25 protein-coding genes, 1 other RNA gene and 1 other annotated feature are annotated in these 21600 nt (G+C 52.3%); of the genes, 12 read left to right on the forward strand and 14 right to left on the reverse strand.

Annotated elements, in window-relative coordinates; genetic code table 11:
• Nucleotides 1-233: 233 nt before the first annotated feature.
• The 3 genes from OGX81_RS12460 to smpB all read right to left on the reverse strand — a co-directional run bounded on the left by OGX81_RS12460 (nucleotide 234) and on the right by smpB (nucleotide 2188).
• Nucleotides 234-1016, reverse strand: a complete 783-nt coding sequence (locus tag OGX81_RS12460) for a toll/interleukin-1 receptor domain-containing protein (protein WP_104868301.1) — start codon at nucleotides 1014-1016, stop codon at nucleotides 234-236.
• A gap of 181 nt (nucleotides 1017-1197) precedes the next feature.
• Nucleotides 1198-1560: a transfer-messenger RNA gene (gene ssrA / locus OGX81_RS12465) on the reverse strand.
• Between the two features lie 145 nt (nucleotides 1561-1705).
• On the reverse strand, nucleotides 1706-2188 hold the full coding sequence (gene smpB, locus OGX81_RS12470; RefSeq protein WP_012134708.1) for an SsrA-binding protein SmpB: 483 nt from the start codon (nucleotides 2186-2188) through the stop codon (nucleotides 1706-1708).
• 169 nt (nucleotides 2189-2357) lie between these two features.
• Between smpB and ratA the strand changes: the two genes are divergently transcribed.
• Both ratA and OGX81_RS12480 read left to right on the forward strand, forming a co-directional pair.
• Entirely contained in the window at nucleotides 2358-2795 is a 438-nt protein-coding gene (ratA, locus tag OGX81_RS12475) for a type II toxin-antitoxin system toxin RatA (RefSeq protein WP_024130854.1), read from the forward strand.
• A complete protein-coding gene (locus OGX81_RS12480; protein ID WP_012134706.1) occupies nucleotides 2785-3075 on the forward strand; it encodes an RnfH family protein in 291 nt (96 codons plus the stop codon). The genes ratA and OGX81_RS12480 overlap by 11 nt, the downstream gene beginning before the upstream one ends.
• A gap of 113 nt (nucleotides 3076-3188) precedes the next feature.
• Here OGX81_RS12480 and bamE read toward each other — a convergent pair whose 3' ends face one another.
• From bamE to nadK, 3 genes are all read right to left on the reverse strand, one after another.
• Nucleotides 3189-3533 carry an outer membrane protein assembly factor BamE gene (gene bamE / locus OGX81_RS12485; protein WP_012134705.1) on the reverse strand — a complete coding sequence of 115 codons (345 nt, stop codon included), beginning with the start codon at nucleotides 3531-3533 and terminating at the stop codon, nucleotides 3189-3191.
• A gap of 149 nt (nucleotides 3534-3682) precedes the next feature.
• The gene (recN, locus tag OGX81_RS12490; protein WP_286450073.1) at nucleotides 3683-5344 is read right to left on the reverse strand and encodes a DNA repair protein RecN; all 1662 of its coding nucleotides are present in this window, start codon (nucleotides 5342-5344) and stop codon (nucleotides 3683-3685) included.
• An 85-nt stretch (nucleotides 5345-5429) separates the two neighbouring features.
• On the reverse strand, nucleotides 5430-6308 hold the full coding sequence (nadK, locus tag OGX81_RS12495; RefSeq protein ID WP_024130853.1) for an NAD(+) kinase: 879 nt from the start codon (nucleotides 6306-6308) through the stop codon (nucleotides 5430-5432).
• 123 nt (nucleotides 6309-6431) lie between these two features.
• Here nadK and grpE point away from each other — a divergent pair, with 123 nt between their 5' ends.
• Nucleotides 6432-7025 carry a nucleotide exchange factor GrpE gene (gene grpE, locus OGX81_RS12500; RefSeq protein WP_024130852.1) on the forward strand — a complete coding sequence of 198 codons (594 nt, stop codon included), beginning with the start codon at nucleotides 6432-6434 and terminating at the stop codon, nucleotides 7023-7025.
• A 52-nt stretch (nucleotides 7026-7077) separates the two neighbouring features.
• Here the strand turns inward: grpE and OGX81_RS12505 are convergent, their stop codons facing one another.
• A complete protein-coding gene (locus OGX81_RS12505; RefSeq protein WP_047461874.1) occupies nucleotides 7078-8364 on the reverse strand; it encodes an HlyC/CorC family transporter in 1287 nt (428 codons plus the stop codon).
• Nucleotides 8365-8382: 18 nt separating this feature from the next.
• Complete coding sequence (locus OGX81_RS12510) at nucleotides 8383-9174, reverse strand: cytochrome C assembly family protein (RefSeq protein WP_012134700.1); 792 nt, start codon at nucleotides 9172-9174, stop codon at nucleotides 8383-8385.
• A 163-nt stretch (nucleotides 9175-9337) separates the two neighbouring features.
• On the opposite strand from OGX81_RS12510, the gene ffh reads away from it, so the two are divergent.
• The 7 genes from ffh (at nucleotide 9338) to OGX81_RS12545 (ending at nucleotide 14931) form a co-directional block, all read left to right on the forward strand.
• Nucleotides 9338-10699 carry a signal recognition particle protein gene (gene ffh, locus OGX81_RS12515; protein ID WP_012134699.1) on the forward strand — a complete coding sequence of 454 codons (1362 nt, stop codon included), beginning with the start codon at nucleotides 9338-9340 and terminating at the stop codon, nucleotides 10697-10699.
• Between the two features lie 249 nt (nucleotides 10700-10948).
• Entirely contained in the window at nucleotides 10949-11197 is a 249-nt protein-coding gene (gene rpsP, locus OGX81_RS12520; protein ID WP_012134698.1) for a 30S ribosomal protein S16, read from the forward strand.
• Between the two features lie 18 nt (nucleotides 11198-11215).
• Nucleotides 11216-11764, forward strand: a complete 549-nt coding sequence (rimM, locus tag OGX81_RS12525; RefSeq protein WP_024130851.1) for a ribosome maturation factor RimM — start codon at nucleotides 11216-11218, stop codon at nucleotides 11762-11764.
• Nucleotides 11765-11808: 44 nt separating this feature from the next.
• Nucleotides 11809-12576: a tRNA (guanosine(37)-N1)-methyltransferase TrmD gene (gene trmD / locus OGX81_RS12530; protein WP_024130850.1), complete on the forward strand. Its 768-nt coding sequence runs from the start codon at nucleotides 11809-11811 to the stop codon at nucleotides 12574-12576.
• Between the two features lie 41 nt (nucleotides 12577-12617).
• Complete coding sequence (gene rplS / locus OGX81_RS12535; RefSeq protein WP_012134695.1) at nucleotides 12618-12965, forward strand: 50S ribosomal protein L19; 348 nt, start codon at nucleotides 12618-12620, stop codon at nucleotides 12963-12965.
• A 190-nt stretch (nucleotides 12966-13155) separates the two neighbouring features.
• On the forward strand, nucleotides 13156-13509 hold the full coding sequence (locus OGX81_RS12540; RefSeq protein ID WP_104869113.1) for a DUF2946 domain-containing protein: 354 nt from the start codon (nucleotides 13156-13158) through the stop codon (nucleotides 13507-13509).
• Nucleotides 13510-13572: 63 nt separating this feature from the next.
• Nucleotides 13573-14931 carry a PepSY-associated TM helix domain-containing protein gene (locus OGX81_RS12545; RefSeq protein ID WP_110123797.1) on the forward strand — a complete coding sequence of 453 codons (1359 nt, stop codon included), beginning with the start codon at nucleotides 13573-13575 and terminating at the stop codon, nucleotides 14929-14931.
• Between the two features lie 2 nt (nucleotides 14932-14933).
• Here OGX81_RS12545 and OGX81_RS12550 read toward each other — a convergent pair whose 3' ends face one another.
• The 4 genes from OGX81_RS12550 to OGX81_RS12565 form a co-directional block, all read right to left on the reverse strand.
• Complete coding sequence (locus tag OGX81_RS12550; RefSeq protein WP_058667979.1) at nucleotides 14934-15416, reverse strand: OmpA family protein; 483 nt, start codon at nucleotides 15414-15416, stop codon at nucleotides 14934-14936.
• A 13-nt stretch (nucleotides 15417-15429) separates the two neighbouring features.
• Entirely contained in the window at nucleotides 15430-16653 is a 1224-nt protein-coding gene (dgcN, locus tag OGX81_RS12555) for a diguanylate cyclase DgcN/YfiN (protein WP_012134690.1), read from the reverse strand.
• Nucleotides 16646-17164 (reverse strand): regulatory sequestration protein YfiR, encoded by a 519-nt coding sequence (gene yfiR, locus OGX81_RS12560; RefSeq protein ID WP_047461885.1) that lies wholly within the window; start codon nucleotides 17162-17164, stop codon nucleotides 16646-16648. Before yfiR ends, dgcN begins: the two co-directional genes overlap by 8 nt.
• A 157-nt stretch (nucleotides 17165-17321) precedes the next feature.
• A complete protein-coding gene (locus OGX81_RS12565; RefSeq protein WP_012134688.1) occupies nucleotides 17322-17696 on the reverse strand; it encodes a DUF2799 domain-containing protein in 375 nt (124 codons plus the stop codon).
• 215 nt (nucleotides 17697-17911) lie between these two features.
• Here OGX81_RS12565 and aroF point away from each other — a divergent pair, with 215 nt between their 5' ends.
• Both aroF and tyrA read left to right on the forward strand, forming a co-directional pair.
• Entirely contained in the window at nucleotides 17912-18982 is a 1071-nt protein-coding gene (gene aroF, locus OGX81_RS12570; protein WP_047461890.1) for a 3-deoxy-7-phosphoheptulonate synthase AroF, read from the forward strand.
• Between the two features lie 10 nt (nucleotides 18983-18992).
• A complete protein-coding gene (tyrA, locus tag OGX81_RS12575) occupies nucleotides 18993-20114 on the forward strand; it encodes a bifunctional chorismate mutase/prephenate dehydrogenase (protein ID WP_047461893.1) in 1122 nt (373 codons plus the stop codon).
• Between the two features lie 101 nt (nucleotides 20115-20215).
• Here the strand turns inward: tyrA and pheA are convergent, their stop codons facing one another.
• Nucleotides 20216-21376 carry a bifunctional chorismate mutase/prephenate dehydratase gene (gene pheA / locus OGX81_RS12580; RefSeq protein WP_024130846.1) on the reverse strand — a complete coding sequence of 387 codons (1161 nt, stop codon included), beginning with the start codon at nucleotides 21374-21376 and terminating at the stop codon, nucleotides 20216-20218.
• 22 nt (nucleotides 21377-21398) lie between these two features.
• Nucleotides 21399-21523 (reverse strand) — a sequence feature (Phe leader region).
• Nucleotides 21475-21522: a pheA operon leader peptide PheL gene (pheL, locus tag OGX81_RS12585; RefSeq protein WP_101706155.1), complete on the reverse strand. Its 48-nt coding sequence runs from the start codon at nucleotides 21520-21522 to the stop codon at nucleotides 21475-21477. Its footprint overlaps the feature before it by 48 nt.
• Nucleotides 21524-21600: the final 77 nt, after the last annotated feature.

Below are 21600 nucleotides of genomic sequence, written 5' to 3' on the forward strand. Positions count from 1 at the left end.
GTTGGATATACAGTTAAATTTAAACTGTATAAATAAACAGTGTCAAGGTGTTGATGACGATGTTAAGAGGATCTGTGAAACGGTTTTTTTGACGGCGCTTTTACCCCAGTTTTACCCCGAAGCTTCCCCGCGCAAAAAACAGGCATAAAAAAACCAACCGTAAGAGGTTGGTTTTTTTAAGGGATTTTGGTCGGCACGAGAGGATTTGAACCTCCGACCCCCGACACCCCATGTCAGTCGTTAGGGTTACCAAGATAAGCCATATAAGCACTAATCATCGTTTCAGCTTTATGATGGGTATTCCCCATTGCCATTAAAGCATCTAAAGGATGAGCTCCCGTTCTCATAGTTTTGGCAATAGCCCATAGCAAATAATCCAAGGTTACAGGCGTAGTGTTTTCTATAGCGTTGAATGCATATGAATCATTGATGACTTTATGCTGCGGGTATTTTTGATTGCTTTTCTCAACTGCTTCCCTTAACTCAGGTGTCCAGTCAGAAGTGAAAGAGCTGCTTTGATGTTCCTGTAAACGAGCTAGTCCTGCAAGACGGTCTCGGGCCTGTTCAAGTTCTGCGCGCAAGGCATCAATCTCTTGATCCGATTCGCTAATTTTTTTATCTACTGGACCTAATACTTTTAACACTTCGTCAAGAGAATGGTCGTAGATTTCATCAGAGGTAAAGTCAGCGTATCTTTTCCCGAAGAGGAAACCAGGCAATTCAACTTGCTGAAGCATTAACGGTAGAAGAATGACTCTTTTCTCTGCGATTTCTCGGTTAGAGCTTATATCTAATTCTCGTTGAACCCATGTGCTAGCTATCGAGTTTTGAGATAGCACCACAGCAACATAGTCAACTTTATCTAGACCTTCTCTGATTTTCTCGATCAGAGAATCACCTATATTAATTTCAGCCTCATCGAGCCATACTACATGCCCCTTTGATTGCAATGATTGTGCGAGCCGTCGCACAAATGGCTTGTCAGCCGAATTATGACTAAGAAAAACACTTGCCATGTTTAATCTCTCATGTGCTTTAAGGCATAAAAAAGCCCGCATAAGCGGGCTTTCATGTCACTAAAGAGCCGCGGCTCCTTTGCGTATCCTTTTTCGTCCCCTCACCGTCTGGTCGGTGTCTTGCCGAGACTGCTAACTTCCTGTTTTTGCTAGTGCCGTCCTGGCACTGTCCAATCATGATTGGTGGAGCTGGCGGGAGTTGAACCCGCGTCCGAAATTCCTACATCCTCGGTACTACATGCTTAGTCAGTCTTTACATTCGCCTGGCACCTGCGGACGGACACGCCACTACCAAACTAGCCTGATTAGTTTTAACGCTTCAACCCCAGGCAGGGCATCCACGCGATCTCTTTTGGGTTTGACCTCTCTTTGATCCCCGTCTTAAGAGCGGAAGCTAGGGAGAGAGGGCTCAGAGCAGGTTATTAAGCTGCTAAAGCGTAGTTTTCGTCGTTTGCGACTATTTTTTGCGGCTTTTTACGAGGCCAACCGCCCCTCGGCATGCACCTTGGGTTTCGCAAATCCCGTCGAATCCAGAATCAGCCCCAATGTGTTACGTTAAGTATAACAGAGTTGTGACACGCGTGACCAGCCCCCGATTTTCCTTATCTTCAAGGATTTACCGCTCATTTCGCGTGATAGAACGATTTGCTTAAATAGCCAGCAACGAAAGCGATGTTATCAGGGAACGTTTAGCGGCCTGCATTCTTCATGATGCGGGCTTTATCCAGTTGCCACTCACGCTCTTTCAGGTCTGAGCGTTTATCATGCTGTTTCTTACCTTTTGCAACGCCGATTTTCACTTTGCACCAGGCGTTCTTCCAGTACAGTGAAAGCGCGACGACGGTATAACCTTCACGATTGACGCGTCCGTACAGGGAGTCGAGTTCGCGCTGGTTCAGTAGCAGTTTACGGGTGCGAGTGGGGTCGCACACGACGTGCGTTGAGGCGACGGCCATTGGCGTAAAGTTTGCGCCGAACAGGTACGCTTCGCCATCCCTGAGAAGGACATAGCTATCGCTAATATTTGCTTTGCCCGCGCGCAGGGATTTAACTTCCCAACCTTGCAGGGCGAGTCCAGCTTCGAACTCTTCTTCAATAAAGTATTCGTGTCGGGCGCGCTTATTCAACGCAATAGTGGCTGAGCCAGGTTTGTGTGCTTTTTTCTTCGTCATAATGCCGCTCAGTATAGGTAATCTGAAATCGAAAAACACCCCATTTCATCCTGCGGGGGATAAGGCGTTATCTTAGCATGAACCTGCGTAGGCCCTGTTGAGGTATAGCGTTTTTTTTACTTGGGGATAAATGGTATTATTTGTTCGATTTATGTTGATGGAAATTGCTATGCCTCAGATTAGCCGGACCGCTTTAGTCCCTTATAGCGCGGAACAGATGTATAAGTTAGTGAATGATGTTCAGTCCTACCCTCAGTTTTTGCCGGGATGTGTCGGCAGCCGTGTGCTGGAATCGACGCCGGGTCAGATGACGGCGGCCGTGGATGTGTCTAAGGCAGGGATCAGCAAAACATTCACGACACGTAACCAGTTGACGAATAACCAGAGCATCCTGATGCATCTGGTCGATGGCCCTTTCAAAAAGTTGATTGGCGGGTGGAAATTTACGCCGCTCAGCCAGGAAGCGTGCCGCATCGAGTTCCACCTCGATTTTGAGTTCACCAACAAGTTAATTGAACTGGCGTTTGGCCGCGTCTTTAAAGAGCTGGCTTCTAATATGGTGCAGGCGTTCACCGTTCGGGCCAAAGAGGTTTACAGTGTCGGCTAAAATTGTCGTCGAAGTGGCGTATGCGCTGCCCGAGAAACAGTATTTACAGCGTGTGACGTTGCAGGAAGGCGCGACGGTTGAAGAGGCGATTCGTGCTTCCGGTTTGCTGGAACTGCGCACCGATATCGATCTCGCTAAAAACAAAGTCGGTATATATAGCCGCCCGACAAAACTTGCCGACGTGGTTCATGACGGCGATCGGGTAGAGATCTATCGACCGCTGATTGCCGACCCGAAAGAGTTGCGCAGACAGCGAGCGGAGAAATCGGCAAATAAATAATCATGGATGCCTGAACGCTTATCAGGCCTGCATTCTTTCGGCAAAGCGGGTTCAGGTTCGTCAATAATTAAAAAAGGTGCCAATGGCACCTTTTTTAACACCAGAAAACAATCTTACTTGTTGTCGGTCAACGCTGGCTTATTGTCGATGTTGGTCAACACGCCGTTGCTGTTAAAGGTCAGCGTTAAGGTTTGTTGCGTTACGCCTTCATGACCCGGTTGCTGACGGAACACATAGAACCATGTGTTAGTGCCAAAAGGATCGGACATCATCGGTGTACCCAAAGCATAAGCAACCTGCTGTTGCGTCATACCGACGCGCACTTTGGCGACATCGTTAGCGGTCAGATAGTTCCCCTGGTTGATGTCAGGGCGGTAAACCACTCGCTCCAGAGTGGAACAGCCTGCGGTCAACATCAGTAGTACTGCTGCGGCAGCAGTCAGCGTTTTACAGCGCATAGTGATTTGATTCCTTTTCGGGCCCGAGCAGTACGCGGCTCATATGTAATATGCCGATGATAATAGACCTTTCACCACTTTAAAACCTTTTGGTGTCGGGTCTTACGGCGATTTTGTTTTGTACTCAGACCTTAAAGGGTCAAAAAAGTTTACGCAGCCAACAGTTCTTTCGCATTTGCGAGGGTATTACGCGTCACTTCGCTGCCGCCAAGTAAACGAGCCAGCTCCTGTAATCGCGAGCGTTTATCCAGCGGCTGCATATGCGTTTCGGTCATGGCGCCGTCCGTTTCTTTGCTGACAAAGAAGTGCTGATGACCACAACCGGCAACTTGCGGAAGGTGGGTAACGCACATTACCTGAGTTGACTCACCTAACTGGCGCAGCAGTTTACCGACAACGGCCGCAGTAGGGCCGCTGATACCGACATCGACTTCATCGAAAATGAGCGCCGGGGTTTCCATTTTACGGGCAGTAATGACCTGAATTGCCAGCGCGATACGGGACAGTTCGCCCCCGGAAGCGACCTTTGCGATTGGCTGCAATGGCTGACCCGGGTTTGTGGTGACTTTAAACTCTACGCGGTCGGCACCGTCGCTGCTCAGATGATGCTCATCAAATTTCACATCAATAGTGAACTGGCCATGCGGCATCGACAGCGCATGCATGCTTTCGGTGATCAACTGCCCCAGTTCCTGCGCGTCATGCTGACGCTGAGTATGCAGCGCTTTTGCCGTCTCCAGCGCCTGCTGGCGATGTTTGTTCACCGCCAGCGTCAGGGTTTCCAGTGAGTCGGCCTGATCGTCAAGCTGCTGCTGTTCTTCGAGCAGTGACTGATAAAACTGCGGCAGCGCTTCCGGGCTGACGTGATGTTTACGCGCCAGTGAAATCTGCTTAGAAATGCGCTGCTCAAGTTCGAACAGGCGATTGGGGTCTAAATCCAGACGATCGCAATAGTGACGCAGTTCGTCGCTGGCCTCAGTTATCTGGATTGTGGCCTCCTCCAGCATATCCAGAATGCCAGACAGTTTGCTGTCCATGCCCGTTAGTTCGGTGACTAACTGTTTTGCCGTGTACAGTTGGCTTTGCAGATTGACGTCTTCGCCATCAGCAAGCAACGTCAGCGCATTCTGGCTGGTCGTCAGCAACTGGCCGCTGTTTGCCAGTCGTTTATATTCTTCATCAATTTGCTCAAACTCACCGGGCTGCGGGTTAAATTCGTTCAGTTCTTTCAACTGATATTGCAGCAGCTCCATACGTGCGGCGCGTTCCTGGCTTTGCTGTTGATGATGCGCCAGATCGCGGCAGCTTTGATGCCACAGTTGATAGCGTGAGGACATTTCCTGAATCAGAAGCGCTTCGTTGGCGTAGCCGTCGAGCAGGGATTTTTGATGTTCAGATTTGGTCAGTAGCTGATGCGCATGCTGGCCGTGAATTTGAATGAGCAACTGGCCCAGTTCCCGTAACTGGGAGAGAGGCACGGCGGTGCCGTTGATGAAGCCGCGGGAGCGACCGTCGCTGCTAATGACGCGGCGAAGTAAGCACTCACGCCCTTCTTCCAGTTGGTTTTCTTCCAGCCAGCGCATCGCTGCTGGCGTATCTTTCAGTGAGAAGCGGGCGCACAGGTCTGCGCGGGTTGCTCCCACCCGCACCATGTCGGCGTCTGCACGGCCACCCAGACACAAGCCGAGCGCATCAATCGCAATAGACTTACCCGCGCCGGTTTCACCGGTAATGACGGTCATTCCGCTCTGGAAATCGATCTCAAGTTCACGAACGATAGCAAAATTGCTGATGGTCAGTTGTGCCAACATAGCTGTTTTCCTGTATGAAAAACCATAACTGTAATTACATACAGTATAGACTGGTTTTTTATACAGTAAAGAGGGCGGCGTTAAATTAGAATAATTTTTTTGACCAGCCTAATTTTGTGCTTAATGTGTTGAAATAACTGTAATCTTTAGGGTGTATCAGGTTCAGGTGGTAGTCACAGCGGCGGATCAATACATCTTCGCCTTCCTGTATGGGCAGGGCAATCTGACTGTCGCAACTGATTTCGAGGTCGCTACGGCGGTGTGAGAAACGCAAACGAATCGTGCTGCTGCCGTTAATGACCAACGGGCGTGCGGATAGGGTGTGCGGGAACATCGGCACCAGCGTGATGGCGTCCAGCGACGGCGTCAGAATGGGGCCGCCCGCCGAGAGTGAATAGGCGGTGGAACCGGTCGGCGTGGAGATGATCAGACCATCGGAACGCTGAGAAAAGGCGAAGGTTTCGTCGATATACACTTCAAATTCAATCATGTGCGCCACTTTCCCCGGGTGCAGCACGACTTCATTGATGGCTGTACTGATACGTTTCTGGCAGTTTTGCTGGCAGACCTGAGCTTCCAGTAAAAAGCGTTTCTCGGCGATATAATGGCCTTCCAGTACGTCCGCGAGTTGTTGCAGGGCGTTGTCCGGGTCAAGGTCGGTCAGGAAGCCGAGATTGCCACGGTTAATGCCGATCACTTTGATGTCATAGCGCGCCAGCGTGCGCGCCGCGCCGAGCATATTGCCATCCCCGCCGACAACGACGGCGAGATCCGCCAGTTGACCAATTTCCGCCAGCGTGCCGGTTTTTACATTTTTCAGCTGTAATTCGTGGGCGATCTGCTGCTCCACGATGACCTCGTAACCTTTTGTGCATAGCCAGCGGTAGAGCATTTCATGTGTCGTCAGTGCAGTGGGGTGACGTGGATGTCCCACAATGCCAATACACTTGAAATGATTGTTCATTTTCTCGAGGTCCTTGTAGCGAAGATTGATGACAATGTGAGTGCTTCCCTTGAAACCCTGAATCTGATCCCCATAATAAGCGAAGTTAGCGAGATGAATGCGAAAAAAAACGCGGAGAAATTCATGAGTAGTAAAGAACAGAAAACGCCTGAGGGGCAAGCCCCGGAAGAAATTATCATGGATCAGCACGAAGAAGTTGAGGCGGTTGAATCAGACGCTTCTGCTGAGCAGGTGGATCCGCGCGATGAAAAAATTGCGAATCTGGAAGCGCAGCTTGCTGAAGCCCAGAATCGCGAACGTGACAGCGTGTTACGTATCAAAGCGGAAATGGAAAACCTGCGCCGTCGTACCGAACTGGACGTAGAAAAGGCGCATAAGTTCGCGCTGGAAAAATTCGTCAATGAGCTGTTGCCGGTTATCGATAGCCTGGATCGTGCGCTGGAAGTGGCGGATAAAGCGAATCCAGATATGGCGTCAATGGTCGAAGGCATTGAGCTGACGCTGAAATCCATGCTGGATGTCGTGCGTAAGTTCGGCGTAGAGGTGATTGCTGACACCAACGTACCGCTGGATCCGAACGTGCATCAGGCGATTGCGATGGTGGAGTCTGAGGATGTTACCCCGGGTAACGTGCTGGGCATTATGCAGAAAGGCTATACGCTGAACGGTCGTACTATTCGCGCGGCGATGGTGACGGTGGCGAAGGCGAAAGCGTAATTTGCCATCCGTAGCGCCGGGTGGCGGCATTCGCCGTACCCGGCCTACAGCATTATTCTGAGATACTCTCCCGCAACGGTTTCACCGGCAAGACTTTAACCTGCTTAATCATATTGTCCTGGACGTCGAGAATATCGATATCGTACTGGCCAATGCGCACGCGCGTTCCGGCGATGGGGATCTCTTCCAGCGCTTCCAGAATCACGCCGTTTACCGTTCGCGCATCGTCTTCCGGCAGGTGCCAGTTAAAGGCTTTGTTGATTTCCCGCACGTTGGCGCTGCCGTCGATAATCACTGAACCGTCATTCTGCGGCGTGACCTCTTCCGCCAGCGTTGGCGACATCGAGGTAGTGAAGTCGCCGACAATCTCTTCCAGAATATCTTCGACCGTCACCAGCCCCTGAATATCCCCGTATTCGTTGACCACCAGCCCGACTTTCTTTTTATTACGCTGAAATTTTACCAGCTGCGTGCTGAGCGGCGTGCCTTCCGGGATGAAGTAGATCTCATCGGCGGCGCGCAGCATGGTCTCTTTAGTGAACTCTTTTTTCTCGGACATTAACCGCCAGGCTTCGCGCACGCGCAGCATGCTGATGGCGTCATCCAGCGAGTCGCGGTAAAGCACAATGCGCCCGTGCGGCGAGTGAGAAAGCTGGCGGACGATCGATTTCCAGTCGTCATTGATATCAATGCCGATAATTTCGTTGCGCGGCACCATGATGTCATCCACGCTGACCTTTTCCAGATCCAGCACTGAGAGCAGCATGTCCTGGTTGCGGCGGGAGATTTGCGAGCGGGATTCATTCACGAGCGTGCGCAGTTCGTCTTTACTCAGAGAGCCGCTGATGACGATATCCGTTTTAATGCCCATCATGCGCATCAGCAGCCGGGTAATGGTGTTAAGCAACCAGACCAGCGGCATCATCAGCACCTGCAAAGGCGCCAACAGAAAACTGCTGGGGTAGGCCACTTTTTCCGGGTACAGCGCGGCGATGGTTTTCGGCAGCACTTCCGCAAATACGAGGACGACAAACGTCAGTACGCCGGTGGCAATCGCCACGCCCGCATCGCCGTACAGACGCATACCGACGATGGTGCCGATGGCTGAGGCGAGAATATTGACCAGGTTATTACCGATCAGAACCAGGCTTATCAGTCGATCCGGCTTGCGCAGTAGTTTTTCCACGCGCTTTGCCGGACGGTTGCCCTGTTTTGCCAGGTGGCGAAGACGATAGCGGTTCAGCGTCATCATGCCGGTTTCGGAACCGGAAAAATAGGCTGAAATAACCACCATGATGATCAGTGTGACGATCAGCGTGGTAGTGGAGATATGTTCCAGGGGGTGCTCCTTTAAGACTTAGCTTACAAACTGCTGCAATACGCGGCTGCCGAAATAGGCCAGCGTCAGAATGCCTGCGCCCGCGACGTTAAACCATACGACCCGACGTCCGCGCCAGCCTTCGTGGTAATGTCCCCACAACAGAACAATATAGACAAACCATGCCACGATAGAGAGAACGGCTTTGTCGATATTTTCCATGCTGAACAGGTTATGCATGTAAAACAGGCCAGTACACAGCGTGAGCGTCAGCAGCACTACGCCAATCTGCGTGATGTGAAACATTTTGCGCTCAATGCTCATCAGCGGGGGCATTTCATTATTGAACGCCAGCTTTTTGTTTTTGAGCTGATAGTCGATCCATGCCAGCTGCAACGCATACAGCGCGGCAATGATCAATGTGGCGTAAGCGAACAGCGACAGGCCGATGTGTATCATCATACCTGGCGTGGCTTCGAGGTGGGTGATGTACTCGTTCGGCATGAACGTGGCGAAGGCCAGGTTAATTAACGCAAAGGCGTAGACAACAGGCAGCAGCAGCCAGCCGCGATTACGTGAAGCGACAATTGTCATGACGGTACAAATCATCAGGCTGACCAGCGAACCGACGTTCAGCAGGCTCAGGTTTTGACCGCTTTCGCCGCCGGGCAGGATTCGGGCTTCCAGCGCAAAAGCATGGCACACCAGCGCGATGACCGCAGAAAGGATAGCCATACGCCGCCAGCCGCTGTTTTTTTGCAGCAAAGCAGGAACGATCAGCGCGAGGCTGATGGAATAGGCGACAAGAGCGAGTAAAGCAAAAACGGGCATAGGAGTGTCGACAGTTGGCCAGTGAGAGAGAAGCAGTATAGCGTTACGTGACCGCTGCTCCAACCGTTGCATAACAACAAAGGCGGCTTCATGTTATACTGCGACAAAATTCTGTATATGTGTCGCGCTAGCGACCAACCGTTTCCACCCCAGGCGAGAGACAATGTTTGATAATTTAACCGATCGTTTGTCGCGCACGCTGCGCAATATCAGTGGCCGTGGACGCCTTACTGAAGACAACGTTAAAGAGACGCTGCGCGAAGTGCGCATGGCGCTGCTGGAGGCTGACGTTGCGCTTCCTGTAGTGCGAGAGTTTATCAATCGCGTAAAAGAGAAAGCGGTTGGTCATGAAGTTAACAAGAGCCTGACGCCGGGGCAGGAGTTCGTCAAGATTGTGCGCAACGAACTGGTTGCGGCGATGGGCGAAGAGAACCAGACCCTGAATCTGGCCGCGCAGCCGCCAGCCGTCGTGCTGATGGCGGGCTTGCAGGGCGCCGGTAAAACCACCAGCGTCGGTAAGCTGGGTAAATTTCTGCGCGAGAAGCACAAGAAGAAAGTGCTGGTCGTCTCTGCCGACGTTTATCGCCCGGCGGCGATCAAACAGCTGGAAACCCTGGCGCAGCAGGTTGACGTCGATTTCTTCCCGTCTGACGTCGGTCAGAAGCCGGTTGATATCGTCAACGCCGCGCTGAAAGAAGCGAAACTCAAATTCTACGACGTGCTGCTGGTGGATACCGCCGGTCGCCTGCACGTCGATGAAGCGATGATGGACGAAATCAAACAGGTCCACGCTTCTATTAATCCGGTAGAGACCCTGTTTGTGGTCGATGCGATGACCGGTCAGGATGCTGCGAATACCGCGAAAGCGTTTAACGAAGCGCTGCCGTTGACCGGCGTGGTGCTGACGAAAGTCGACGGTGACGCCCGTGGCGGTGCCGCGCTCTCTATTCGTCATATCACCGGCAAGCCGATTAAATTCCTCGGCGTTGGCGAGAAAACCGAAGCGCTGGAGCCGTTCCACCCGGATCGTATCGCGTCCCGTATTCTCGGCATGGGCGACGTGCTGTCGCTGATCGAAGATATTGAAAGCAAAGTTGACCGCGCGCAGGCTGAGAAATTAGCCAGCAAACTGAAAAAAGGCGACGGCTTTGATCTGAACGATTTCCTCGAACAGCTCAACCAGATGAAAAACATGGGCGGTATGGCGAGCCTGATGGGCAAGCTGCCGGGCATGGGCCAGATTCCTGACAACGTGAAATCGCAGATGGATGACAAGGTGCTGGTGCGGATGGAGGCGATCATCAACTCGATGACGCTGAAAGAGCGCGCGAAGCCAGAAATCATCAAAGGTTCCCGTAAACGCCGTATCGCAGCCGGTTGTGGCATGCAGGTACAGGACGTTAACCGTCTTCTGAAACAGTTCGACGACATGCAGCGCATGATGAAGAAAATGAAGAAAGGCGGGATGGCGAAGATGATGCGTGGCATGAAAGGGATGATGCCGCCTGGCTTCCCTGGTCGTTAATCAGCCTGGCTTGTTTGCCATTTCGGCACCGGGGTGTGCTCGCCATCCTCACGTACTGCGTGTACGCTCCGGTGGCTGCGCGCACGCCGGCACCGAACTGTCTGCACCGCCGACGGCCTTTTATAGCAGAGTTATCAACTGCTGATTGCATTTTCCCCAGAAATCAGTAAAATTTTCGGGCTTTTAATATGACACCCGGGCTCCGTTCCTCGATGGGGCCTGGGTGTTTTATTCACACAAGAGGATGTTATGGTTACTATTCGTTTAGCTCGTCACGGCGCTAAAAAGCGTCCGTTCTACCAGGTTGTTGTTACCGACAGCCGTAATGCACGCAACGGTCGCTTCATTGAGCGCGTTGGCTTCTTCAACCCGATCGCCAGCGAAAAAGAAGAAGGCACCCGCCTGGATCTGGATCGCATCGCTCACTGGGTTGGCCAGGGCGCGACTATTTCTGATCGCGTTGCAGCGCTGATCAAAGCAGCAAACAAAGCAGCTTAATCTGTCACGGTGGTCATGATGAGCAAGCAACTCACTGCGCAAGCGCCCGTTGAACCCATCGTTTTGGGGAAAATGGGGTCGTCTTACGGTATTCGTGGGTGGCTCAGAGTGTTTTCTTCCACCGAAGACGCCGAAAGCATTTTTGACTATCAGCCCTGGTTTATCCAGAAGGCGGGTCAGTGGCAGCAAGTACAGCTGGAAAGCTGGAAGCACCACAATCAGGATCTGATCATCAAGCTGAAAGGCGTTGACGATCGTGATTCGGCGAATCTACTGACTAATTGCGAAATTGTCGTGGATTCCTCGCAGTTGCCAGCGCTGGAAGATGGTTCCTACTACTGGAAAGACCTTATGGGCTGCCAGGTAGTGACCACTGAAGGCTACGATCTCGGTAAAGTCGTCGATATGATGGAAACCGGTTCGAATGACGTCATCGTTATCAAGGCAAACCTGAAAGATGCGTTTGGTATCAAGGAACGTCTTGTGCCGTTCCTCGATGGGCAGGTTATCAAGAAAGTCGATCTCGCTACTCGTACTATCGAAGTAGATTGGGATCCTGGTTTTTAAACCACCGGATAAACGGTAAAAGTCGGCGTTATGGGGATTGGCTTGTGTTTATAGGTATCGTTAGCCTGTTTCCTGAAATGTTCCGCGCAATTACCGATTACGGGGTAACTGGCCGGGCAGTAAAAAATGGCCTGCTGAGCATCCAGAGCTGGAGTCCTCGTGATTTCACGCATGACCGGCACCGTACCGTGGACGATCGTCCTTACGGCGGCGGACCGGGGATGTTAATGATGGTGCAACCCTTGCGGGACGCCATTCATGCAGCAAAAAGCGCGGCGGGTGAAGGCGCTAAGGTGATCTATCTGTCACCTCAGGGACGCAAGCTTGATCAAGCGGGCGTCAGCGAACTGGCAACGAATCAGAAACTGATTCTGGTGTGCGGTCGCTACGAAGGAATAGATGAGCGCGTGATTCAAACCGAAATTGACGAAGAATGGTCAATCGGCGATTACGTACTCAGTGGTGGTGAGTTACCAGCAATGACGCTGATTGACTCCGTTTCCCGGTTCATTCCGGGGGTTCTGGGTCATGAGGCTTCGGCAATCGAAGATTCCTTTGCCGACGGATTACTGGACTGTCCACACTATACTCGACCTGAAGTGTTGGAAGGGATGGAAGTACCGGCAGTATTGCTGTCAGGAAACCATGCTGAGATACGTCGCTGGCGTTTGAAACAGTCGCTGGGCCGAACCTGGCTTAGAAGACCTGAACTTCTGGAAAACCTGGCTCTGACTGAAGAGCAAGCAAGGTTGCTGGCGGAGTTCAAAACGGAACACGCACAACAGCAACATAAACATGATGGGCTGGTCTGAGACCCCCAAATATCAGTTTACCCAGGATAAGAGATTAAATTATGAGCAACATTATTAAGCAACTTGAACAAGAGCAGATGAAGCAGGACGTACCTTCCTTCCGTCCGGGTGATACCGTGGAAGTGAAAGTATGGGTTGTTGAAGGTTCCAAAAAACGTCTGCAGGCATTCGAGGGCGTGGTTATCGCTATTCGTAACCGCGGTCTGCACTCTGCATTCACTGTTCGTAAAATTTCCAACGGCGAAGGCGTTGAGCGTGTCTTCCAGACTCACTCTCCGGTAGTTGACAGCATTGCTGTTAAACGTCGTGGTGCCGTTCGTAAAGCTAAACTGTACTACCTGCGTGAGCGTACTGGTAAGGCTGCTCGTATTAAAGAGCGTCTTAACTAAGATATCGCTCAGGCGACATCCTGTAAGAAAGGGCTGGCCAGTTGGCTGGCCCTTTTTTTATCTTCGTGAAGCTCACAACGTTAACCATTAGTTCATAAATCATTTACAATGCCCGTTCGTTACGGGAGGGGCAGTGGTTATCGGTACATTTCGTCAGCCTGCGTATCAACGCAACGCGACATGGCTCGCGATGTTTGCGATCCTGCTGATCGTGGTGGCGCCGCTTATCTCCGTCTCGTTGCAAAAAGATCCCATGAGCGCCATGCCTGGTATGCATCATGACATGAGTATGATGGCTGAACATGACGGACATCATGGGCAGTCTTCATCAATGCCGATGCCTGTCGATCACGGTGAAGCGTGCGGGTATTGCGTCCTCCTGACCCATGTTCCTGGCCTGATGCTGGCGCTGGTCATCCTGTTGTCCGGGATGCTGCTCAGACAAAAGCTGACGCCGCCACGCCCGGTTGTTAAACACTGGCATTTCTTCCCCTGGCTTTATCCCGATACGCGCGCGCCGCCGCGCAGGTCTGCTGTTTCCTGAATCTAACAATACGTTTGTGCGCATAAGCGTCACGACACATGTGTGCTTTCTCTGAGGAAAAGTATGACAACCTGCACTCCGCGCGCGGCATGGATAACCCTGCTGCGACGTTTTCATTTCTACACAGGTCTGTTTGTCGGGCCATTTATCTTTGTGGCGGCCTTAACCGGTACGCTCTACGTTGCGACGCCGCAACTGGAAGAGGCGCTCTATGCACCGGCGCTACAGGGCACAGAGCAAGGAGAGCGGCAACCGCTGGCGGCGCAAATCGCTGTTGCCCAACAGGTGACGGGAGGGCATTTACGACTGCATGCCGTTCGTCCCGCTCTTGAAGAGGGCGCAACGACGCGGGTGATGTTTGCCGACCCCGGACTTGCCGCTTCTGAGAACCGAGCGATTTTCATCGATCCAGTGACGCTGGCGGTGAAAGGCGATATGACGGTCTATGGCACCAGTGGCATTTTGCCCCTGCGTCAGTGGATTGATTATGCTCACCGCTCTTTGCTATTGGGGGATATCGGGCGAATTTACAGCGAGCTGGCGGCCTCCTGGATGTGGGTTGCGGCGACTGGCGGCATCATGCTCTGGTATTTCACCCGACCAAAACGTCGGCTGAATAATCGGGTGCAAAATAACCGGCGTTTACACGTAATGCTGGGGTGGTTACTGCTGGCGGGGATGCTGCTGTTCTCGGCAACCGGTTTAACCTGGTCCCAGTGGGCCGGAGGCAACGTGGATAAAATGCGTGCGGCCTTTGGCTGGCTGACGCCGCAGGTGAATACGCAGCTTTATGGCGACGAACACTCTGCTGATGAACATGCCGATCATCATGCAGGGCAGGAAATGCCGGTTATGCATATGGATATCAGCCAGTTTGATACGGTTCTGCATACGGCGCAGACGGCGGGAATTGATGCTAAAAAGCTGGAGATTCGTCCGGCCAAAGATGCGCAACATGGCTGGACGGTAACTGAAATTGATCGCCGCTGGCCGACACAGGTTGATGCGGTATCAGTAGACGCCGCAACCCTGCATGTTATCGACCGGACGCATTTTGCTGACTTTCCGCTTATGGCAAAGCTGACGCGCTGGGGCGTCGATTTCCATATGGGTATACTGTTTGGTCTGCCAAATCAGTTACTGCTGATCGCCTTCGGCATCGGGCTTTGCCTGATGATTATTATTGGCTACCGTCTGTGGTGGATTCGCCGACCGGCCCGGTCAGGCGTTAACCCGGCGCAAACGCTGATGCAGTGTTGGCTTACGTTAGGTTGGCCGGGAAGGTGCGGGGTTCTGGTGCTGGCTGTCGCCCTGGGGATGGTGATGCCAGTGCTGGGAGGCAGCCTGCTGGTATTTATCGTTATCGACTGGCTGCGCTGGTTCAGCACGTCTCGCGCCGCCCTTGCGCAGCCAGTTGACTAGCATTACGGCGTGCTGATGACGACGGCAACGCGGCGGTTTTCAGCACGACCTTTCGCGCTCTGATTGCTGGCGACCGGGTGTTTTTTACCTAAACCCTGCGTCGTCAGATTGCTGCGAGGGATGTTGGCGCCTTCGGCCCAGGCGTCAGCAACCACATTGGCGCGCTTGAGCGACAATGCTTCGTTATAACTGTCTTCGCCGTAGTTGTCAGTATGGCCATCCATACGGGCATGTTTCAGCCCGGTGGCTGCTAGCCTGGAGGCCATCTCGCGGATTTGCTGCTGGCTTTCCGGGCGTAACTTATAGTCGTTTTTATCAAATAAAATGTTGTCAGACAGCCCCAGAGACCAGTCGCCTGCTGATTCAGTAAACCCATAGGATTTCATTGCCGCAACTTGTTCGGGCGTAAATTTCCCCTGCGGCGTCTGGCAACCCGCCAGAATCAACGCTATCAGAATGATCGGGGAGAAAAGTCGCTTTAGCATATATCTATTCCTGTTATTTAATTGAACGTTCAGAACGCTGATGTTTGGCCTGATACATATTACGATCGGCCAACTCTTGTAATTTTTCTGCGGAAGCATGTTCCCACGTCAGCGCGAAACCAATACTCAGCGTCATACTCGCCAGATGCCCGTTATGCAGATCAAAGGGGCGATTAAATTCTTGCGATAATGCCGAACAAATGCGTTTAACTTCGTACTCCGAATGCACGTTGTAAAGCACCATGGCGAATTCATCTCCGCCAAGTCGATATGGCTGGTGGTGATTGCCGCCAAACTCCGCCAGTCGCCGGGCGACCTCGATCAAAACGCGATCTCCTGCGGCATGCCCCCATGTATCGTTAATGAATTTGAAATTATCGCCGTCCAGAAATAGCAGCGCCGAACAGCTACGGGCGGAGCTGTCATTCATCAACTCAGTTATGCTGTTACGAAAGGCGGCACGATTAGCAAGACCAGTAAGGGGGTCGTGCAGCGCGGTACGCAAAAGCTGGGCGTTTTTAGCCTGTAGCCGCAGTTGCCACTCTTCCATCTCATCCAGCAGGCTGTTGAAATCCTGGGCAAAAAGATGGAACTCTTCAATGCGTTCCTCAGAAACGCGACGTGAAAAGTTACGGTTCGTGCGTACATCATGTACCACATCGGTGATGTTTTGCAGCGCGTCCACCACGCCATTATGCAAATAACGCGTGAGCATTAACGCAATGCCGGATGCGAGCAAAATACACCCGGTAAGAACCGCCAGCGAGAGCCAGATAAAATGACCAATCAAGCTGTCGCGCGCGGTCAGGCAGACCTCGCCGATAATTTTGCCATTGTGCCAGACGGGCTGAGTCACCGGCAGCGGGAAAAGCCACTGGCTGATCAGGCCATTGAGCTTATCGTCCGATGCTTGTGCGTCATAGTACCAGGAGGCGATCACCTTTTGGTTTTTATCGCGAACCTCTGCGGCCGAGAACTGCCCCTGGCGCCCCAGCGCGGCCAGCGTTTCTGTCGCGGCGACGCCATCGGAAAACACCAATGCGGCCTCAAGACTATGGGTCATTGTCGCGGCAGTCAGATCCAGATTTTTTTGCGCATATTGTTTCAGCGTCAGGACAGAGGCGACGCAAAGCAGCAGCCAGATCAGCAACATGGTGACCAGTACGCTGATCATGTTGATCCGGCGTAATGTACGCTTAAAGGTCGGGCGCGTTGTAGGGAAAAAATCCTTATCCATGCTTTTGATTCCGTGCAAGCATCAATACGTCGGGGTTCACTCTTACGCCACTGCGTGACAGGGAATCCAGATTTACGGAAAATCTGACTTCATCATTGTTTATGATCAGACAAAATGCGCTGCCAATAATGCATTCAGTATTTTGTTCGGCAATTAATAACAATGCCTTAGACGGATATTTATTCGTTAATTCTACCTGATACGCCGGAGATTCACTGCCGAAATAAAAGCCATCGCAACGGGCTGTCAGAGCTTCCTGCTCCGTGCGGATGATGACGGGCAGATAAGGTAATGACCTGGCGCTGTTGTCGTTCAGCACATCGGCAAAACGAGACGAGGCGAAAATACATAGCCGTGGAGGGCCAGATAATGCAGGCCAGCGTGTATAGCTGACGATACCGGAAACGATTGAGCGTACAGATTTCGCTTCTTCTGTGATGCCCTGAGCATACAGTGGTAATCCTGCCAGTAATAGCGTTAGCAGGAGTATGAGTCGGTGAGAAAAGCTCATAAACAGGTGCCCACCAGCGTCAGTCAAAAAGCATCAAAATACATCCGTGATTGTTTGCAGCAAAATAACATTATTTTGCCTGTCAGTCATTACACCATGCCGATTAATGGTATTTCCTTAAGTTAAATCCCATACTTATTTATTGGTAAGGTCTTAATTAATTTAGCCGCATTGAGCGAACACCTTCGTCTGCGCCTTTTTGCCAGGCATCATGCAATTGACTGGCGTTTTCAACCGTGTCGCAACTGGCGGGAAATGTTTTTCCGGCCAGTCCTCTGGCGTGGACAAAGTTTAACTGGCAGGTTTTTCGTTGGCCTTCGGCGTAGCCCTTAAGATATTGCGTTCGCTCCACGTCAGGATCGTTCCAGGCGTCAGCCAGTGTTTCGTTATCTTTGACGGCAACGCCTGAAATCGCATCTTCGATACCGGCGCTATACCAGTCGGTCGCGGTCCAGGTGGGAGCATGCGTGTAAGGATCGATCTGACATCCGCTGATGAATAAAACAAATAAGGCGCCTGCGAAACGCTTCATTGCCTGTTCTCCTGTGTTTTTCAAAGCATAGTGGATTCGCAAATATAATGATGTAAATTTTTATGTACGATTTGAATGGCGTTAATTGCGAGATAAATGGCTTGTGTAAAGTAAAATTTACGGAATGTGGATTGAAATCTTTACCGATTATGTTATCGTTACGCCATCCTCTGTGAGGATCATTTATCGCAAACGAGCTAAACAGGATCGCCATCATGCAAAAAGACGCGCTGAACAACGTACACATTACCGACGAACAGGTTCTGATGACCCCGGAACAACTCAAAGCGGCGTTCCCGCTGAGTTTGTCGCAAGAGGCGCAAATCGCCCAGTCACGTAAAACAATTTCTGACATCATCGCCGGTCGCGATCCGCGTCTGCTGGTGGTGTGCGGCCCTTGTTCTATCCACGATCCTGAAACCGCTCTGGAATACGCACGTCGATTTAAAACTCTTGCCGCAGAGGTCAGCGATAGCCTCTACCTGGTAATGCGCGTCTATTTTGAAAAACCCCGTACCACTGTCGGCTGGAAAGGGTTGATTAACGATCCTCATATGGATGGCTCGTTTGATGTGGAAACCGGCCTGAAGATTGCGCGTCAACTTCTGGTGGAACTGGTGAACATGGGCTTGCCGCTGGCGACGGAAGCGTTAGATCCAAACAGCCCGCAATACCTGGGCGATCTGTTTAGCTGGTCGGCAATCGGCGCGCGTACGACCGAATCCCAAACCCACCGTGAAATGGCCTCTGGCCTTTCCATGCCCGTTGGCTTTAAAAACGGGACGGATGGCAGCCTGGCGACGGCGATTAACGCCATGCGTGCCGCTGCTCAGTCACACCGTTTTGTCGGTATCAACCAGGCGGGGCAGGTCGCTCTGCTGCAAACGCAGGGCAACCCGGATGGCCATGTCATTCTGCGCGGTGGGAAAGCGCCAAACTACAGCCCGGCAGATGTCGCGCAGTGTGAAAAAGAGATGGAACAGGCAGGACTCCGCCCGTCTCTGATGGTAGATTGCAGCCATGGTAACTCGAATAAAGATTACCGTCGCCAGCCTGCCGTGGCAGAGTCTGTGGTCGCGCAGATCAAAGACGGCAACCGTTCCATTATTGGCTTGATGATTGAAAGTAATATTCACGAAGGCAACCAGTCCTCCGAGCAACCGCGCAGTGAAATGAAATACGGCGTGTCTGTTACGGATGCGTGTATCAGCTGGGAAGCCACGGATGCACTGCTGCGTGAAATTCATCAGGACCTGAACGGCCAACTGGTGGCGCGTGTAGCATAAGAGGTTGGTTATGGTTGCTGAGTTGACCGCGTTACGCGATCAAATAGATGAAGTGGATAAGGCGCTGCTGGATTTACTGGCTAAGCGCCTGGAGCTGGTGGCCGAAGTCGGTGAAGTGAAAAGCCGCTTTGGGCTGCCGATTTACGTGCCTGAGCGTGAAGCGTCTATGCTGGCTTCACGCCGTGCGGAGGCGGAAGCGCTTGGCGTTCCTCCCGATCTGATTGAAGACGTCTTGCGTCGGGTGATGCGTGAGTCTTACTCCAGTGAGAATGACAAAGGGTTTAAGACGCTTTGTCCTTCTCTGCGCCCGGTGGTTATCGTCGGCGGCGGCGGTCAGATGGGCCGTTTGTTTGAAAAAATGCTCACGCTGTCGGGATACCAGGTACGCATACTTGAGCAACAGGACTGGGGACGGGCGCAGGAGATCGTAGCCGATGCCGGGATGGTGATCGTAAGTGTGCCGATTCATATCACGGAGCAGGTGATCGCGAAATTACCGCGTTTGCCTGCGGACTGTATTCTGGTCGATCTTGCATCGGTTAAAAACGGACCGCTACAGGCGATGATGGCGGCGCACGATGGCCCGGTACTGGGCTTACACCCGATGTTTGGCCCGGACAGCGGCAGTCTGGCAAAGCAGGTGGTTGTCTGGTGTGATGGCCGTCAGCCGGAGGCGTATCAGTGGTTCCTTGAGCAAATTCAGGTGTGGGGTGCGCGGCTGCATCGGATTAGTGCCGTTGAGCACGATCAGAATATGGCGTTTATTCAGGCGCTGCGTCACTTCGCGACGTTCGCTTACGGTTTGCACCTGGCGGAAGAGAATGTCCAGCTGGAACAACTGCTGGCGCTGTCGTCACCGATTTACCGCCTCGAACTGGCGATGGTTGGGCGACTGTTTGCGCAGGACCCGCAGCTGTATGCCGATATTATTATGTCGTCGGAAAATAACCTGGCGCTGATCAAACGTTACTATAAACGTTTTGGCGACGCGATTGGTCTGCTGGAGCAGGGCGACAAGCAGGCCTTTATCGACAGTTTCCGTAAGGTCGAGCATTGGTTTGGTGATTATGCCAAACGCTTCCAGAACGAAAGTCGCACGCTGTTACGCCAGGCGAACGATAGCCGACAATAAGTGAGATGCCTGATGGCAACGCAGGTGCGTCTTATCCGGCCTACAAAATTGCATGAATCGTAGGCCGGATAAGCGTAGCGCCATCCGGCATTATCAAACAGTTAGTTCGGATCGACAGGCACAACGTTCTCGCTGGGGTAGCAGCCCAGTACCTTCATTGAGCGGGTAATTTCCCCCAACTCTTTCAGCGCTTTTTTCATCTCCGGTGATTCCAGGTTGGCCTGGATATCGAGATAAAACATCTCTTCCCACGGGTTGCCGTGAATCGGACGGGACTCCAGTTTGGTCATGATCAGGTTGTGATTGCGCAGCACCAGCAGCGCCTCAACCAGCGCACCAGCCTGTTGACCCGTGGCGATCAGCAGCGTGGTTTTCGCCGGGACCTGGTCGGAAACATTGACGGCTTTGCGCGCCAGCACCACGAAACGGGTAATATTCTGCGTCTGGTTGGCTTCGATTCGTTCCAGCACCTGTAGCCCATGCAGCACGCCACCGGCTTCGCTACCCAGTGCCGCCACGCGTGGAGAGTTCGCCTGCGCCACTTTTTCCATCGCCGCAGAGGTGCTTTCAGTGTACTCAATTTTCCAGTGCGGATAGCGGTTAAGGAATTTACTGCACTGCTGGAACGGCTGCGGGTGGCTGTAGACCGTCTCAATGGTGTTTAAATCGGTCGTCCCTGAAACCAGCACGCAGTGGTCGATGATAATGGTCATCTCGCCCACGATAGAGAGGCTGGTGTGCTGCAACAGATCGTAGACGTCGTTGATCGCGCCTGAACTGGTGTTTTCAATCGGCACGACGGCGTAGTCCGCTTGCCCGGTTTCGACCTGATTAAAGATATCAGCGAATTTTGCGCAGCCGCTTTCAATAAACTGTTCAAAGTGGCGGGCGGCATACTGGCGCGCAGCGAGGTGCGAGTACGACCCTTTTGGTCCAAGAAAGGCAATACGCGCTGAATGCGGGTTAATTTTGTTCAGATGTTGCTGCAACAGCGCCTGCTGGGTAAGAACGGAGTCTTCAATGATGAGCTGGAACAGGCGAGTAATATAGTGCGCGTCCAGATGATGGGTTTTGCCAAGCGCGATCAGCCTGTCCAGCAGGTCGCGCTCGCGGTCGATATCACGCACCGGGCGATGAGAAAGCAGCTTCGCTTTCCCGACTTCAACGGCCAGTTCACGACGCTCCGCCAGTAAGGCCAGTAATTTTACATCCAGAGCGCTTATTTTCTCTCGCAGCGCCAGTAACGGGTTTTCCGATGTCATAGTGTTGCCTTTCTTGTTATCAATAAAAAAGGCCTCCCGTGTGGGAGGCCTTATTGTTCGTCTTCGCATTCTTTTTCACACGACGAAACGCCTCCCATTCAGGGGAAGGTAAAAAAGAATGCGAAGAAGAACGGGATAAGTTTCATGTCAGTTTCCTTTAGCGACTTCAGTAAAGTACCCGTACTGTTTTAATCCTGTCAACAAAAAACGCGCCCGAAGGCGCG

Source organism: Citrobacter sp. CK206 (assembly GCF_030333125.1).
Lineage (GTDB): Bacteria > Pseudomonadota > Gammaproteobacteria > Enterobacterales > Enterobacteriaceae > Citrobacter_B > Citrobacter_B koseri.